The 16743-nt window shown below is 61.8% G+C and carries 15 protein-coding genes; 13 read left to right on the top strand and 2 right to left on the bottom strand.

Annotation, left to right across the window (positions count from 1 at the left end; translation table 11 throughout):
• Positions 1-4 precede the first annotated feature (4 nt).
• Complete coding sequence (gene rsgA / locus M0814_RS14655) at positions 5-1036, bottom strand: small ribosomal subunit biogenesis GTPase RsgA (RefSeq protein ID WP_003221096.1); 1032 nt, start codon at positions 1034-1036, stop codon at positions 5-7.
• 107 nt (positions 1037-1143) lie between these two features.
• On the opposite strand from rsgA, the gene orn reads away from it, so the two are divergent.
• Both orn and M0814_RS14665 read left to right on the top strand, forming a co-directional pair.
• On the top strand, positions 1144-1686 hold the full coding sequence (orn, locus tag M0814_RS14660; protein WP_003221098.1) for an oligoribonuclease: 543 nt from the start codon (positions 1144-1146) through the stop codon (positions 1684-1686).
• Between the two features lie 204 nt (positions 1687-1890).
• Positions 1891-2502: a trimeric intracellular cation channel family protein gene (locus M0814_RS14665; protein ID WP_003221099.1), complete on the top strand. Its 612-nt coding sequence runs from the start codon at positions 1891-1893 to the stop codon at positions 2500-2502.
• Positions 2503-2619: 117 nt separating this feature from the next.
• Here M0814_RS14665 and queG read toward each other — a convergent pair whose 3' ends face one another.
• Positions 2620-3690, bottom strand: coding sequence for a tRNA epoxyqueuosine(34) reductase QueG (queG, locus tag M0814_RS14670; RefSeq protein ID WP_103485510.1), 1071 nt, complete (start codon positions 3688-3690; stop codon positions 2620-2622).
• Between the two features lie 63 nt (positions 3691-3753).
• Between queG and M0814_RS14675 the strand changes: the two genes are divergently transcribed.
• The 11 genes from M0814_RS14675 to M0814_RS14725 all read left to right on the top strand — a co-directional run bounded on the left by M0814_RS14675 (position 3754) and on the right by M0814_RS14725 (position 16671).
• Positions 3754-5253, top strand: a complete 1500-nt coding sequence (locus M0814_RS14675; protein ID WP_103485509.1) for an NAD(P)H-hydrate dehydratase — start codon at positions 3754-3756, stop codon at positions 5251-5253.
• The gene (tsaE, locus tag M0814_RS14680) at positions 5241-5711 is read left to right on the top strand and encodes a tRNA (adenosine(37)-N6)-threonylcarbamoyltransferase complex ATPase subunit type 1 TsaE (protein WP_103485508.1); all 471 of its coding nucleotides are present in this window, start codon (positions 5241-5243) and stop codon (positions 5709-5711) included. The genes M0814_RS14675 and tsaE overlap by 13 nt, the downstream gene beginning before the upstream one ends.
• Before the next feature lie 3 nt (positions 5712-5714).
• A complete protein-coding gene (locus M0814_RS14685) occupies positions 5715-7142 on the top strand; it encodes an N-acetylmuramoyl-L-alanine amidase (RefSeq protein ID WP_201137054.1) in 1428 nt (475 codons plus the stop codon).
• 5 nt (positions 7143-7147) lie between these two features.
• Entirely contained in the window at positions 7148-9046 is a 1899-nt protein-coding gene (gene mutL, locus M0814_RS14690) for a DNA mismatch repair endonuclease MutL (RefSeq protein WP_177434721.1), read from the top strand.
• Positions 9046-10017, top strand: coding sequence for a tRNA (adenosine(37)-N6)-dimethylallyltransferase MiaA (miaA, locus tag M0814_RS14695; RefSeq protein ID WP_103485506.1), 972 nt, complete (start codon positions 9046-9048; stop codon positions 10015-10017). Before mutL ends, miaA begins: the two co-directional genes overlap by 1 nt.
• 94 nt (positions 10018-10111) lie before the next feature.
• On the top strand, positions 10112-10372 hold the full coding sequence (gene hfq, locus M0814_RS14700; RefSeq protein ID WP_003221112.1) for an RNA chaperone Hfq: 261 nt from the start codon (positions 10112-10114) through the stop codon (positions 10370-10372).
• A gap of 12 nt (positions 10373-10384) precedes the next feature.
• Positions 10385-11686: a ribosome rescue GTPase HflX gene (gene hflX / locus M0814_RS14705; RefSeq protein WP_003221114.1), complete on the top strand. Its 1302-nt coding sequence runs from the start codon at positions 10385-10387 to the stop codon at positions 11684-11686.
• Positions 11687-11782: 96 nt separating this feature from the next.
• Positions 11783-12958: an FtsH protease activity modulator HflK gene (gene hflK / locus M0814_RS14710; protein ID WP_003221116.1), complete on the top strand. Its 1176-nt coding sequence runs from the start codon at positions 11783-11785 to the stop codon at positions 12956-12958.
• Positions 12958-13827: a protease modulator HflC gene (gene hflC / locus M0814_RS14715; RefSeq protein WP_003221118.1), complete on the top strand. Its 870-nt coding sequence runs from the start codon at positions 12958-12960 to the stop codon at positions 13825-13827. The genes hflK and hflC overlap by 1 nt, the downstream gene beginning before the upstream one ends.
• A gap of 312 nt (positions 13828-14139) precedes the next feature.
• Positions 14140-15327 (top strand): ATP phosphoribosyltransferase regulatory subunit, encoded by a 1188-nt coding sequence (locus tag M0814_RS14720; protein WP_103485505.1) that lies wholly within the window; start codon positions 14140-14142, stop codon positions 15325-15327.
• Between the two features lie 54 nt (positions 15328-15381).
• The gene (locus M0814_RS14725; RefSeq protein ID WP_003221122.1) at positions 15382-16671 is read left to right on the top strand and encodes an adenylosuccinate synthase; all 1290 of its coding nucleotides are present in this window, start codon (positions 15382-15384) and stop codon (positions 16669-16671) included.
• The last annotated feature ends 72 nt before the right edge of the window (positions 16672-16743 follow it).

Below are 16743 nucleotides of genomic sequence, written 5' to 3' on the forward strand. Positions count from 1 at the left end.
CTGTTTAGTAGCCGTTTTCCGGCAGGCTGGCGATGATCGAGCGGTAGCTGTTCATCCGTTGCTGCTGCACGCGACCATCTTCCAGGGCCTTGAGCAGGGCGCAACCCGGCTCGCGATCGTGCTTGCAGTCGCGGAAGCGGCAGGTGCCGAGCAGGTCGTTGAACTCGATGAAGCCGGCTTCGACGTCGGCGCGGCTGACGTGGCCCAGGCCGAACTCACGGATACCCGGGGAGTCGATCAGCTCACCGCCGCCAGGGAAGTGGAACAGGCGCGCGGTGGTCGTGGTGTGCGTGCCCTGACCGGACAACTCCGACAGCGGGCCGACACGGGTTTCGACTTCCGGCAACAGGCTGTTGACCAGCGACGACTTGCCGACCCCGGACTGGCCGACGAACACGCTGATGCGGCCGTCGAGCTGCTTCTGCAACTGTTCCATGCCGTTGCCGTGATGCGCGGAGACTTCCAGCACCGGATAACCCAGCGTGCGGTACACCGCCAGCAGCGCGTTGAGCGCCGGGGCGTTCTGCTCGTCGATCAGGTCGAACTTGTTCAGCAGCAGCAACGGGCGGATGCCGGCGTGTTCGGCGGCGACCAGGTAGCGGTCGATCAGGTTGGCGTGCGGCTCGGGCAGCGGTGCGAAGACGATGACGATCATGTCGACGTTGGCAGCGACTGGCTTGAGCTGGCCACGGCTGTCCGGGCGGCAGAGTTCGGTGCTGCGCGGCAGTTGCGCGACGATCACCCCGATGCCCTGGTTGCCGGCGCGCCAGACCACCCGATCACCGGTCACCAGTGCAGGCAGGTTGGCGCGCAGGTGGCAACGGAAAACCTGGCCGGCCTGTTCGCCGTCCACGGCCTCGACTTCGACCTGCACACCGAAGTGGGCGATCACCAGGCCGTGTTGCTCTGGGCCCAGGTCGCCGCCCTCGAGGGCTTCGACCGCCGAGGACTCGCGTTTGGCGGCGCGCGCGGCGCGCTCGCCTTGAATCTTTTCGATGCGCCAGTTTTGACGACGATTGAGTTGGCGTTTGGCCATGGGTGTTCCGTCTGAAGAATGCAGCGATTAGGTAAAACGGCCGCGAGTTTAGCACGCCCGGGCATCGGCCTAGGCTAAACTGCGCAGCATTGCCTAGGAGCCCGAATATGCAAAACCCGCAGAACCTGATCTGGATCGACCTGGAAATGACCGGTCTGGATCCGGAAAACGACGTCATCATCGAAATGGCCACCATCGTCACCGACAGTGACCTGAACACCCTGGCCGAAGGTCCGGTGATCGCCATTCACCACAGTGACGAAGTGCTCGCCCGCATGGACGAGTGGAACACCCGCACCCACGGCAACTCGGGTCTGACCCAGCGTGTGCGTGACAGCCGTATCAGCATGGCCGAGGCCGAGGCCGAAACCATCGCTTTCCTCGAGAAATGGGTACCGAAGGGCAAGTCGCCGATCTGCGGCAACAGTATCTGCCAGGACCGCCGCTTCCTTTATACCCACATGAAGGCGCTGGAAAGCTACTTCCACTACCGCAACCTCGACGTGTCGACGCTCAAAGAGCTGGCCGCACGCTGGGCACCGGACGTGCGCGACAGCTTCAAGAAGGGCAGCACTCACTTGGCACTGGACGACATCCGCGAGTCGATCGCCGAGCTGCAGCACTACCGCAAGCATTTCATCAAGTTCTGATTGAGGGGTGTCTGCCCTGACGTCTTCGCGAGCAAGCCCGCTCCCACAATTTGGAATGCGTTCCCCCTGTGGGAGCGGGCTTGCTCGCGAAGAGGGCGTCAGAGTCCCGTAAGATTCAAGTCAGAAATGCATCCCGGAGCGCGCCCCCTTCTGGTGCGGCGCTGAAATGGCTAGACTGCGCGCCTTCCTGCCAGGACCGCCGCCATGTTGCTGATGCTCTATCTGATCGCCATTACCGCTGAAGCCATGACTGGCGCGTTGTCTGCCGGACGGCGCGGCATGGACTGGTTTGGTGTGGTGCTGATCGCCTGCGTCACGGCGCTGGGTGGCGGTTCGGTGCGTGACGTGTTGCTCGGGCACTATCCGCTGACATGGGTCAAACACCCGGAATACCTGGTGCTGACCTCGGCCGCCGCGATGCTCACCGTGTTCACCGCCCGCTGGATGCGTCACCTGCGCTCACTGTTTCTGGTGCTCGATGCGGTCGGTCTGGTGGCGTTCACCCTGATCGGCTGCATGACCGCTCTGGAAATGGGCCACGGCATGCTGGTGGCCTCGGTCAGCGGCGTGATCACCGGGGTATTCGGCGGCATCCTGCGCGACATCTTCTGCAACGACATCCCGCTGATCTTCCGCCGCGAACTGTACGCCAGCGTCTCGTTCGCCGCCGCGTGGTGCTACATGCTCTGTCTGTATCTGAATGTGCCGAGCGAGCAGGCGATCCTGATCACCTTGTTCGGCGGCTTTCTGCTGCGGCTGCTGGCGATTCGGTTCCACTGGGAAATGCCCAAGTTCGTCTACAACGACGCACCTTGACGTCACGCTGGCGATCGCGTGGAAATATTCTGTCGGGAATGTTGAATAGATGCCGCGCTTCTAAATGGGGGTAAAAAATAAAGTCTAAAGAGGGTATTTTGTTCTGAAATACCCCATTTAAGTAGTGCGTTCAGCGTGCTGTTTCAGCGCCCACTCGACGTGTTCACGCACCAGCTCTGACGGATAGTCACGGCGCGCCTTCAAGGCTTCCAGCACTGGAATGCTCGACGGCGCGTTGCCCAAGCCGACCGCCAGATTGCGCAGCCAGCGCTCGTAACCGGCGCGGCGCAGCGGCGAGCCTTCGGTGCTGCTGAGAAACTTGTCCTCGTCCCACAGGAACAGCTCGGCCAGTTCGGCGTTGTCCAGGTTGTGCCGTGGCTTGAAATCGCTTTCCCCGGATGGCCGGGCGAAGCGGTTCCACGGGCAGACGATCTGGCAGTCGTCGCAGCCGAACACGCGGTTGCCGATCAACGGGCGCAAGTCTTCGGGAATGGCGTTTTTCAGTTCGATGGTCAGGTACGAGATGCACCGTCGCGCGTCCAGCACATACGGGCCGACGAAGGCGTTGGTCGGGCAGATATCCAGGCACGCGGTGCAGCGCCCGCAATGTTCGGTGCTGTGCGGTTCGTCCACCGGCAGCGGCAGATCGACGAACAGTTCGCTCAGGAAGAAATAGCTGCCGGCCTTGCGGTTCAGTACCAGGGTGTTTTTGCCGATCCAGCCCAGTCCGGCCTGCTCGGCGATGGCTTTTTCCAGCACCGGGGCACTGTCGACGAAGGCACGGAAACCGAACGGGCCGATCTCGGCCTGAATCTTGTCGGCCAATTGCTGCACACGTTTACGGATCAATTTGTGGTAATCGCGGCCCAAGGCATAACGCGAAACGTAGGCCTTCTCCGGTTGCGCGAGCATTTGCGCCATTTGCGTGTCGCCGGGCAGGTAGTCCATACGCAGCGAAACCACGCGCAACGTACCCGGAACCAGCTCCTCCGGATGCGAGCGTTTGCTGCCGTGGGCGCCCATGTAATCCATTTCGCCGTGGTAGCCGGCGGCGAGCCAGCGCTCCAGGTGCTGCTCATGCTCGGCCAGGTCCAGACCGCTGATGCCGACTTGCTGGAAGCCCAGCTCGCGGCCCCAATCCTTGATCGATTGGGCGAGGGCGGGAAGATCTGTGGTGATGGCGGACATGAGGCGAGAGAAACCGGAGCTGAGGTGCGTATAATTCTGCCAGACATCGGAGCCCGAAGACGCATGCCGCACACGAAAGATGAATTACCCGACGCGCTGTATGGCGCTGCACAGGTGCGAGCACTCGACGCGCGGCTGATCGCTGCGGGCACCCCGGGCTTCGAATTGATGCAGCGCGCCGCGCACGCGACCTGGCGAGCATTGGTGCGGCAATGGCCGTCGGCGAACGAAATGACCGTGCTGGCCGGGCATGGCAACAACGCCGGTGATGGTTTTCTGATCGCCGCGCTGGCGCACCGGGCCGGTTGGGCGGTGCGGGTGCTGGCCGTCGGTGATCCGCAACGCTTGCAGGGTGACGCTGCGCAGGCTTATGCGCAGGCCCTGAGCGATGGCGTCGCCGTGCAGGGCTGGACTGCGCAATTCGAGCTGCGCGGCATTATCGTCGATGCCTTGCTCGGCACCGGACTGTCCGGCGATGTGCGCGAGCCGTATGCCGCTGCGATCAAGGCGATCAATGCCGGTGGCCTGCCGGTGGTGGCGGTGGATATTCCTTCGGGGCTGTCCGCCGATACCGGGCATGTCCTTGGCGTTGCGGTTCACGCCGACCTTACCGTGACCTTTATTGGCTTGAAGCTCGGCCTGTTCACCGGTGATGCGGCGGATCAGGTCGGAGCGCTGGTGTTTAACGATCTGCAAGCCGCTGCCGACATCTACCGTGACATTCCTGTCAGCGTCCTGCGTCTCACGACGGCTAATCTTCCGCGACTGGCTCCGCGTGCGCCCACTGCGCACAAAGGGCGCTTCGGGCATTTGCTGTTGATCGGCGGCGATCAGGGTTTTGGCGGGGCGATTCTGCTCAGTAGCGAAGCGGCCTTGCGCAGCGGCGCCGGCATGGTGTCGCTGGCAACCCGTCCGGAACATGTCCCGGCAGCGCTGACGCGGATGCCGGAAGTCATGGTGCTCGGCACATCGTCGGCCAATCAGTTGATGGGGCTGCTGGAAAAGGTCTCGGTGCTGGTGGTTGGTCCGGGTCTCGGACAGGCGAGTTGGGGCCGGGCGCTGTTGTCCGCTGCCGCCAATGCGCCGCTGCCGCAGGTATGGGACGCCGACGCGTTGAATCTGCTGGCGAGCGGTTTTGTCAGTCTGCCCGGGAATTGCGTGATCACTCCGCATCCGGGCGAGGCGGCGCGCCTGTTGGACGTCAGTACCGCTGAGGTGCAGGCAGATCGCCCGGCCGCCGCGCGGGCGTTGTGCAAAAAATACTCAGCCGTCGTCGTGCTGAAAGGCGCCGGCAGCCTGATCGCTCATCCCGATGGGCGTCTGGCGTTGTGTCATCAGGGCCATCCGGCCATGGCCACTGCCGGCCTTGGCGATGTGCTCGCCGGGTTGACCGGGGCGCTGCTGGCGCAGGGCATGGACGGCTACGATGCCGCCTGCCTCGCAGTCTGGCTGCACGCCAATGCCGGCGCGCAACTAGGTAAATTCGGCCGTGGGCTGGCGGCCAGTGATCTGATTCCAGCCATTCGTCAGTTGTTGGAGGAGCATGCACCGTGTCTGAAGTAACCCTGTACCTGGCCGATGAACAGGCCATGAGCGACTTTGGCGCACGGATCGCCCGCGTTACCCAGGGCCATGGCCTGATTTTTCTCGAAGGCAATCTGGGCATGGGTAAAACCACCCTGTCGCGGGGCATCATTCGTGGGCTTGGGCATGTCGGCGCAGTAAAAAGTCCGACCTTCACTCTGGTTGAGCCCTACGAGATCGGCGACGTCCGTGCCTTTCACTTCGACCTGTACCGTCTGGTCGATCCGGAGGAGCTGGAGTTTCTCGGTATCCGCGATTATTTCGAAGACGATGCCCTGTGCCTGATCGAGTGGCCCGATAAAGGTGCAGGCTTTTTGCCAAAGCCTGACCTGACCATTACCATTACCCCGCAAGACAGCGGCCGTTCGCTGAAAATTTTGTCCCAGGGCGCGCGTGGTGAGTCCTGGTGTGCCGCTTTGGCATTGGAATCCAATTAAATGATGGGGTTAGGTATGCGCTTTCGCGCGTTGGTGGCTGCCGCAGGACTGATGTTGATGGCAGTGGCCGTCAACGCTGTGGCCGACACAAAGGTCAACAGCGTGCGCCTGTGGCGGGCGCCGGACAATACGCGACTGGTCTTCGACCTGAGCGGCCCGGTGCAGCACAGTGTCTTCACCCTGACCGCACCGGATCGACTGGTGATTGACATCAATGGCGCCACTCTGGGTGCGCCGTTGAAAGTGTCGACCGCCAACACGCCGATCACCGCGATGCGCTCGGCCCAGCGCACGCCGACCGACCTGCGGGTGGTCATCGACCTGAAAAAAGCCGTCACCCCGAAAAGTTTCTCGCTGGCGCCGAACGCGCAATACGGCAACCGTCTGGTGGTCGACCTGTTCGACAATGCCGCCGATGCCGCCCCGCCGCCAGCTCCGACGCCTTCGGTTGCGACCGTGCCGGCAGTGCCGGTGACGCCTTCGGAACCAGCGATCAAACTGCCACCGGCCCCGGCCGGCAAACGCGACATCATTGTGGTGATCGATGCCGGCCACGGCGGCGAAGACCCGGGCGCGTCCGGCTCGCGCGGCCAGCGTGAGAAAGACGTGGTGCTGCAGATCGCCCGCGAACTGCAGCGTCAGGTCAACGGCATGAAAGGCTTCCGCGCCGAGCTGACCCGGACCGGCGACTACTTCATTCCGCTGCGCGGCCGGACCGAAATCGCCCGCAAGAAGGGTGCCGACCTGTTCGTCTCGATCCATGCTGACGCCGCGCCGTCGGCGGCTGCCTTCGGTGCCTCGGTATTTGCCTTGTCCGATCGCGGTGCCACGTCGGAGACCGCCCGTTGGCTGGCCGACAGCGAAAACCGTTCCGACCTGATCGGCGGTGCCGGCAACGTCAGCCTCGACGACAAGGACCGCATGCTCGCCGGCGTGTTGCTCGACCTGTCGATGACCGCGTCGCTGACCTCCAGCCTCAATGTCGGCCAGAAAGTCCTGACCAACATTGGCCGCGTGACTCCGTTGCACAAACAACGCGTGGAGCAGGCCGGGTTCATGGTGTTGAAGTCGCCGGACATCCCGTCGATCCTCGTCGAAACCGGCTTCATCTCCAACGCCAACGAAGCGAACAAGCTCTCTGCATCAAGCCATCAGCAGGCGCTGGCACGTTCGATCAGCAGCGGTGTGCGGCAGTTCTTCCAGCAGAACCCGCCACCGGGCACCTACATTGCCTGGCTGCGTGACTCCGGCAAGATCGCCCAAGGCCCGCGCGATCACCGCGTGAGTCCGGGTGAGACCCTGGCGATGATCGCCGTGCGTTATCAGGTGTCGCCCGCCACGCTGCGCAGTGCCAACAATCTCAGCAGCGATGAGCTGAAGGTCGGTCAGCACCTGACCATTCCTGGCACCGAACTGGCGTCCAAAGAATGAACCAGGTGTTGAACGCCGCACGCATCGAACTGCTCAGCCCGCGGCTGGCGAACCAGATCGCCGCCGGTGAGGTGGTCGAGCGCCCGGCTTCGGTGATCAAGGAATTGCTGGAAAACAGTCTCGACTCTGGTGCCAAGCGCATCGACGTCGATGTCGAGCAGGGCGGCGTCAAGCTGCTGCGGGTGCGTGACGACGGCAGTGGCATTTCCGCCGACGACCTGCCGCTGGCCCTGGCCCGTCACGCCACCAGCAAGATCCGCAATCTCGAAGACCTCGAACAGGTGATGAGCCTCGGTTTTCGTGGTGAAGCGCTGGCATCGATCAGCTCCGTGGCACGCCTGACCCTGACCTCGCGCACCCGCGACGCCGATCAGGCCTGGCAGGTCGAGACCGAAGGTCGCGACATGGCGCCTCGCGTTCAGCCGGCAGCGCATCCGGTCGGCACTTCGGTGGAAGTGCGCGACCTGTTCTTCAACACGCCAGCGCGGCGCAAGTTTCTCAAGACCGAAAAAACCGAATTCGATCATCTGCAGGAAGTGATCAAGCGTCTGGCGCTGGCGCGTTTCGACGTGGCCTTCCATCTGCGCCACAACGGCAAGACCATCCTCAGCCTGCATGAGGCCCACGATGATGCGGCCCGCGCCCGGCGGGTGGCGGCGATTTGTGGTTCGGGCTTCCTCGAGCAGGCGCTGCCGATCGAGATCGAGCGCAACGGTCTGCACCTGTGGGGCTGGGTCGGGTTGCCGACCTTCAACCGCAGCCAGGCGGACTTGCAGTATTTCTTTGTGAACGGCCGGGCGGTGCGCGACAAACTGGTGGCGCACGCGGTGCGTCAGGCTTATCGCGACGTGTTGTTCAACGGCCGTCATCCGACCTTCGCGCTGTTTTTCGAGGTCGATCCAGCAGCGGTGGACGTCAACGTGCACCCGACCAAGCACGAAGTGCGCTTCCGTGACGGGCGCATGGTGCATGACTTCCTTTACGGCACGTTGCACCGCGCATTGGGCGATGTGCGTCCGGAAGATCAACTGGCCGGTTCGGTCACCACTGCTGTCGTCCGTCCAACCGGCATCGAGGCGGGTGAATTCGGCCCCCAAGGCGAAATGCGTCTGGCGGCCAACGCGCTGCTGGAGCAGCCGCAGGCGCAACCGGTGTTCAATACTTCGTCGGGCGCCAGCGCTGGCGGCGCTTATCAGTATCAGTACACGCCGCGTCCGCAGTCGGCTGTGCCGGCGGCCGAGGCACAAGCCGCTTACCGCGAGTTCTTCGCACCGTTGCCGGAAGCGAATGCCAACGCGCTGCCAGCCGGCCAGGAAGACATTCCGCCGCTGGGTTACGCGCTGGCGCAGCTCAAGGGCATCTACATCCTGTCCGAGAACGCTCAGGGACTGGTGCTGGTGGACATGCATGCCGCGCACGAGCGGATCATGTACGAACGCCTGAAAATCGCCATGGCCAGCGAAGGTCTCAGCGGCCAGCCGCTGCTGGTGCCGGAGTCGCTGGCGGTCAGTCAGCGTGAAGCCGACTGCGCCGAAGAACATGCCGCATGGTTCCAGAAACTGGGCTTCGAACTGCAGCGCCTGGGCCCGGAAACATTGGCGATCCGCCAGATTCCGGCCCTGCTCAAACAGGCCGAGGCCAATCGCCTGGTGGGTGACGTGTTGTCGGACCTGATGGAGTACGGCACCAGCGACCGGATTCAGGCACACCTGAACGAACTGCTCGGCACCATGGCCTGCCACGGCGCGATCCGCGCCAACCGGCGCCTGGCCCTGCCGGAAATGAACGGCCTGCTGCGCGACATGGAAAACACCGAGCGCAGCGGTCAATGCAACCATGGCCGACCGACCTGGACCCAGCTGGGCCTGGACGATCTGGACAAACTGTTCCTGCGCGGTCGTTGATGAGCCAGCTTCCTCCAGCGATTTTCCTGATGGGCCCGACCGCTGCGGGCAAGACCGACCTGGCCATCGAGCTGACCAAGGTGCTGCCGTGCGAGCTGATCAGCGTCGATTCGGCGCTGGTCTATCGCGGCATGGACATCGGCACCGCCAAGCCCTCGAAAGAACTGCTGGCCGAATTTCCGCACCGGCTGATCGATATTCTCGATCCAGCCGAAGCCTATTCGGCTGCGGATTTCCGCCGCGATGCCCTGCAAGCCATGGCTGAAATCACCGCGCGCGGGAAAATTCCGCTGCTGGTCGGCGGCACCATGCTCTATTACAAGGCTTTGGTCGAAGGTCTGGCGGACATGCCGGCGGCGGATCCCGAGGTTCGTGCGCAGATCGAAGAAGAGGCTGCACGCCATGGCTGGCAAGCCCTGCACGAGCAACTGGCGCTCATCGATCCGGTGTCGGCGGCACGCATTCACCCGAACGATCCGCAGCGCCTGAGTCGGGCGCTGGAGGTCTATCGGGTCAGCGGTCAGAGCATGACCGCCCTGCGTCAGCAACAATCTGCGCAAAGTACTGAAGCAGCCGCTTCGGGACAGCAACAATTGCCCTATACTGTCGCGAACTTGGCCATTGCTCCGGCAAATCGCCAGGTACTGCACGAGCGCATTAAACAAAGATTCACAAATATGCTGGAACAGGGGTTCATCGACGAGGTCGTAGCCCTGCGTAAAAGAAGTGACCTGCATTCCGGGTTGCCGTCTATACGTGCGGTAGGCTACCGCCAAGTCTGGGACTACCTGGATGGCAAGCTGTCGTTAGCCGAAATGCAGGAACGCGGCATCATTGCCACGCGTCAATTGGCCAAGCGCCAGTTCACCTGGCTGCGCAGCTGGGAAGAACTGCACTGGCTGGACAGTCTTGATTGCGACAATCTGCCACGCGCCTTGAAATACCTTGGGACCATCTCCATATTGAGCTGAGTCCTTGCAATTGCCGTCTATCCTTGGGGGTGTGGCGGCCAAAGCCATCTGAATTACCTATTTTTATTATTGAATCCTTAAAGGAGTGCGGCACATGTCAAAAGGGCATTCGCTACAAGACCCTTACTTGAATACTTTACGTAAAGAGAAAGTTGGGGTTTCCATCTACCTGGTCAACGGTATCAAACTGCAAGGCACGATCGAGTCGTTCGACCAGTTCGTTATCCTGCTGAAAAACACCGTGAGCCAGATGGTTTACAAACACGCTATCTCTACAGTCGTGCCAGTACGTCCAATTCGTCTGCCTAGCGCAACCGAATCCGATGCAGGTGACGCTGAGCCAGGTAACGCCTGATAGGAGTCTCCTTTGTTCTTTGAGCGCCACGGTGGTGGTGAGCGAGTCATTCTCGTTCACTTGGAAGGTCAGGACCCTGAGGCGCGCGAAGATCCGCAGGAGTTTCAGGAATTGGCTAATTCGGCGGGCGCCGAGACCGTTGCGTTTTTTAACGTACCGCGTCATCGGCCAACCGCCAAATTCCTGATTGGCAGCGGCAAGGTCGAGGAATTACGCGACCTGGTCCATGCCGAAAAGGCCGATCTGGTGATTTTCAATCACATTCTCACGCCCAGTCAGGAACGTAACCTCGAACGTGTTTTCGAGTGTCGCGTGATCGACCGTACCGGCCTGATCCTCGATATCTTCGCCCAGCGCGCCCGTACCCATGAAGGCAAGCTCCAGGTCGAACTGGCCCAGCTTGACCACATGAGCACCCGGCTGGTTCGCGGCTGGACTCACCTTGAGCGTCAGGGTGGCGGTATCGGCATGCGTGGCCCGGGTGAAACCCAGCTCGAAACCGACCGGCGTCTGCTGCGGGTTCGTCTGCGGCAGATCAAGGGTCGTCTGGAAAAAGTGCGCAGCCAGCGCGAGCAATCGCGACGCGGCCGCTCCCGTGCGGATATCCCTACCGTTTCTCTGGTGGGCTATACCAACGCCGGCAAATCCACGCTGTTCAATAACGTGACCAAATCCGAGGTGTACGCGGCCGACCAGTTGTTCGCCACGCTGGACCCGACCCTGCGCCGTCTGGAACTGGACGACCTGGGGCCGATCGTTCTGGCGGACACGGTAGGGTTCATTCGGCACTTGCCGCACAAGCTGGTCGAGGCATTTCGGTCTACGCTCGAAGAGTCGAGCAACTCCGACCTGCTGTTGCACGTGATCGATGCGGCCGAACCGGATCGCATGTTGCAGATCGAGCAGGTGATGGTGGTGCTGGGCGAGATCGGAGCCCAGGACTTGCCGATCCTCGAGGTATACAACAAACTCGATTTGCTTGAAGGCGTTGAGCCACAGATCCAGCGCGATGCCGATGGCAAACCGCAGCGGGTCTGGCTGTCGGCGCGTGATGGCACGGGTCTGGAATTGCTTGAGCAGGCCATTGCCGAGTTGCTGGGCAGTGATTTGTTTGTGGGGACATTGCGCTTGCCACAACGGTTCGCTCGACTGCGTGCGCAGTTCTTCGAGCTCGGTGCGGTACAGAAAGAAGAGCATGACGAAGAAGGCATCTGCCTGCTGGCCGTTCGTTTGCCCCGGGTCGAGTTGAATCGACTGGTAAGCCGCGAAGGATTGCAGCCGATGGAATTCATCGAGCAACACACTTTGCAATAAAAGCCTGGCAAAGCGGTTGTGCCGCGACGGCAGGCATTCTGTAGCATTGGTCGGCGCGCCGTGGGTGCGTCTTTGCTTTATCAGATGGAGAGCGCTATGGCTTGGAATGAGCCGGGTGGCAACTCGAATAATCAGGATCCTTGGGGTGGCAAGCGCCGCAATAACGGCGACCGCAAGGGGCCACCGGATCTCGACGAGGCCTTCCGAAAGCTGCAGGAAAGCCTGAACGGGTTGTTCGGTGGTGGTAAGAAACGCGGTGGTGATGACGGCGGTGGTTCGGGCAGGAGCGGTGGCGGCTTCGGCGGTCTGCTCGGCATCGGCCTCGTCGTGCTGGCGGCTGTCTGGCTGTACAGCGCGGTCTATGTGGTCGACGAGCAGGAGCAAGCCGTGGTGCTGCGCTTCGGCAAGTATTACGAGACGGTCGGCCCCGGCCTGAACATCTACTTCCCGCCGATCGACAAGAAGTACATGGAGAACGTCACGCGTGAGCGTGCCTACACCAAGCAGGGCCAGATGCTGACCGAAGACGAGAACATCGTCGAAGTGCCGCTGACCGTGCAGTACAAGATCAGCAACCTGCAGGACTTCGTGCTGAACGTCGATCAGCCGGAAATCAGCCTGCAGCATGCGACCGACAGCGCCCTGCGTCACGTGGTGGGTTCGACCGCCATGGACCAGGTGCTCACCGAAGGTCGTGAATTGATGGCCAGCGAAATCAAGGAGCGTCTGCAACGCTTCCTCGATACCTATCGCACCGGTATCACCGTCACTCAGGTCAACGTACAGAACGCGGCAGCCCCGCGTGAAGTGCAGGAAGCCTTCGACGACGTGATCCGTGCCCGTGAAGACGAGCAGCGTTCGCGCAACCAGGCTGAAACCTACGCCAACGGCGTCGTGCCGGAAGCCCGTGGTCAGGCCCAGCGCATCCTCGAGGATGCCAACGGTTACCGCGACGAAACAGTCTCGCGCGCCAAGGGTGAAGCTGACCGCTTCACCAAGCTGGTGGCCGAGTATCGCAAGGCCCCTGAAGTCACCCGCCAGCGTCTGTATCTGGACACCATGCAGGAAGTCTTCAGCAACACCAGCAAGGTACTCGTGACCGGCAACAAGAACGGCCAGAGCAACCTGCTTTACCTGCCGTTGGACAAAATGATCCAGAACAGTTCGGGCAGCAATGCACCGGTCACCGGTTCGGCTGCCGCCAGCAACAACACGGACGTCGCGCCGCATGTCACTGACCTGCCGCAGACACGTACAAGGGAGACCCGCTGATGAGCAATAAATCGCTGATCGCCCTGATCGTTGGCGTTGTCGTGGTGCTGGTGGGCTGGAACTGCTTCTACATCGTGGCTCAGACCGAGCGTGCGGTGCTGCTGCAATTCGGTCGTGTGGTTCAGGCCGATGTTCAGCCGGGCCTGCATGTGAAAGTGCCTTACGTTAACCAGGTGCGTAAATTCGACGCACGTCTGATGACGCTGGATGCGCCGACACAGCGCTTCCTGACCCTGGAAAAGAAAGCCGTGATGGTCGATGCCTACGCCAAGTGGCGCGTGAAAGATGCCGAGCGCTTCTACACCGCGACTTCCGGCCTCAAGCAGATCGCCGACGAGCGTCTGTCCCGTCGCCTGGAATCGGGCCTGCGTGACCAGTTCGGCAAGCGCACCCTGCACGAAGTGGTGTCGGGTGAGCGTGATGCGTTGATGGCTGACATCACCGCGTCGCTGAACTCGATGGCGGAAAAAGAGCTGGGTATCGAAGTGGTCGATGTCCGGGTCAAGGCCATCGATCTGCCGAAGGAAGTGAACCGCAGCGTGTTCGAACGTATGAGCACCGAGCGTGAGCGTGAAGCTCGCGAGCACCGCGCCAAGGGTAACGAGCTGGCCGAAGGCATCCGTGCCGACGCCGATCGTCAACGCCGCGTGCTGCTGGCTGAAGCCTATCGTGAATCCGAAGAGATTCGCGGTGATGGCGATGCACAGGCCGCTGCGATCTACTCCAAGGCCTACGGTCAGGATCAGGAGTTCTACGGTTTCTACCGTAGCCTGCGTGCCTACCGTGAAAGCTTCGCGAACAAAACCGACGTCATGGTTCTCGACCCAAGCAGCGACTTCTTCCGTTATCTGGAAAAGTCCAAGCCTTGATACGACGTTGACCTGAATCACTCCGCCCGGCGGCTAAAACCTCGGGCGGGGTGATCCTTTGGGAAAACGTGTGTATGATGCGGCAGCCGGGAAATTCCCGGCTTTTTTGCGTCTGCACGTTTGATTGCTGTTTTTGTTGCAGGCATCGGGTTGAATGGCCCGAGAGTATTTCGAGGAAAGTGATGGGCGAAGCCGGTAACAGGCCTTTCGCCGCGTCGTTCATGCGCGTGCGTTTTGAACGAGTCGGTCATTTTCTGCTTCACTCAAGGCTCGCCCGCAGGCTGGCCGCCCGGATCAAAGGGGAATGGCGTAATGGCAACGGTAGACCGCTGGCTGCTGCCAGATGGCATCGAAGAAGTACTGCCACCGGAAGCGGCGCGCATTGAAGTCGCGCGTCGTCAGGTGTTGGATCTGTTCCAGAGCTGGGGTTACGAGTTTGTCGTGACTCCCCATATCGAGTACCTGGAATCCCTGCTGACCGGTGCGGGCCAGGATCTGGATCTGCGTACCTTCAAGGTCATCGACCCGCAGTCGGGCCGGCAGATGGGTTTCCGTGCCGACATCACGCCGCAGGTGGCGCGCATCGATGCGCACACCCTGCGTCGCGAAGGCCCGAGCCGTCTGTGCTATGCCGGCAGCGTGCTGCATGCCCAGCCGCGTGCACTGTCGTCCTCGCGCAGCCCGATCCAGCTGGGTGCCGAGCTGTACGGCGATGCCAGCCCGAGCAGCGACGTTGAAGTGATCAGCCTGATGCTGGCCATGCTGCAACTGGCCGATGTGCCGGACGTGCACATGGACCTTGGTCATGTCGGCATCTATCGTGGCCTGGCGCGCGCCGCCGGTCTGTCCGGTGAAGTCGAGCAGCAGTTGTTCGATGCGCTGCAACGCAAGGCCATCGACGAGGTCATTACCTTGACCGAAGGCCTGCCGGCCGATCTGTCCGGCATGTTGCGGGCGCTGGTCGACCTGTGTGGCGGCCGTGAAGTGCTGACTGCCGCCCGTGAGCGTCTGGCCAATGCGCCTGCGCCGGTGCTGGCCGCGCTGGAAGATTTGCTGGAGATCGCCGATCGTCTGGCGACGCGTTTCCCGGAGCTGCCGCTGTACTTCGACCTGGGCGAGCTGCGCGGCTACCACTACCACACCGGTGTGGTGTTCGCGGTATTTGTCCCGGGCGTGGGCCAGTCCATCGCTCAGGGCGGTCGTTACGACGACATCGGCGCCGACTTCGGTCGTGCCCGTCCGGCGACCGGCTTCTCTACCGATTTGAAAACCCTGGTGACCCTGGGGCGTGCTGAGATCGAGCTACCGTCTGGCGGTATCTGGATGCCTGACAGTACGGATGCGGCACTCTGGCAGCAGGTTTGCCAGTTGCGCAGTGAGGGTCAGCGTGTCGTTCAGGCGTTGCCTGGACAACCTTTGGCCGCCGCCCGTGATGCGGACTGCGACCGGCAATTGATTCAGCAGAACGGGCTTTGGCAAGTATCGCCACTGGCTTCTTGAGTTTTCCTGCCGGCCATCGCCGGCACCAAGTTTGCGCGAATGAGGACAAGTGTTATGGGTAAGAATGTCGTAGTCCTGGGCACCCAATGGGGTGATGAGGGCAAAGGCAAGATCGTTGATCTGCTGACCGAACATGCTGCCGCCGTAGTGCGCTACCAAGGTGGCCACAACGCTGGCCACACCCTGGTGATCGACGGCGAGAAAACCGTCTTGCACCTGATCCCGTCGGGCGTGCTGCGCGAAGGCGTGCAGTGCCTGATCGGCAACGGCGTGGTGGTTGCACCTGACGCCCTGCTGCGTGAGATCACCAAGCTGGAAGAGAAAGGCGTACCGGTGCGCGAGCGCCTGCGTATCAGCCCGTCCTGCCCGCTGATCCTGTCCTTCCACGTGGCGCTGGACCAGGCCCGTGAAAAAGCCCGTGGCGAGCTGAAGATCGGTACCACCGGTCGCGGCATCGGCCCGGCTTACGAAGACAAGGTTGCACGTCGTGGCCTGCGCGTGGGCGACCTGCTCAACATGCCGCGCTTCGAAGACAAGCTGCGTGAACTGGTGGATTACCACAACTTCATGCTGGTGGGTTACTACAAAGAGCCGGCCATCGAGTTCGAAAAGACCCTGGCCGAGTGCAAGGAATACGCTGAGCTGCTCAAGCCGCTGATGCTCGACGTGACTGCCGAGCTGCACGACCTGCGTCGCGCCGGCAAAGACATCATGTTCGAAGGCGCCCAGGGTTCGTTGCTCGACATCGACCACGGTACCTACCCGTACGTGACCAGCTCCAACACCACCGCAGGTGGCGTGGCCACCGGTTCGGGCGTTGGCCCGATGTTCCTGGACTACATCTTGGGCATCACCAAGGCTTACACCACTCGCGTTGGTTCGGGGCCATTCCCGACTGAGCTGTTCGACGACGTGGGTGCGCACCTGGCCAAGCAAGGTCACGAGTTCGGCGCGACCACCGGCCGTGCCCGTCGTTGCGGCTGGTTCGACGCCGTTATCCTGCGTCGCGCTATCGATGTGAACAGCATCTCGGGCATCTGCCTGACCAAGCTGGACGTCCTCGATGGCCTGGAAACCATCAACATCTGCACTGGCTACAAAGACGCGCAAGGCAATGCCGTGGCGCCGACCGACGCTGACAGCTACGTGGGCCTGCAGCCTGTGTACGAAGAAGTGCCGGGCTGGACCGAATCGACCGTGGGTGCCAAAACCCTGGAAGAGCTGCCAGCTAACGCTCGTGCCTACATCAAACGCGTTGAAGAGTTGATCGGCGCGCCGATCGACATTATTTCGACGGGCCCGGACCGCAACGAAACCATCGTTCTGCGTCATCCGTTCGCTTGATAAGTCGTTGATGTAAAAAACAAAGGCCCCTTAATCGGGGCCTTTGTCGTTTCTGCCTGTTGGACGGCATGA

This window comes from Pseudomonas sp. MWU12-2020 (assembly GCF_023100605.1).
GTDB lineage: Bacteria > Pseudomonadota > Gammaproteobacteria > Pseudomonadales > Pseudomonadaceae > Aquipseudomonas > Aquipseudomonas fluorescens_H.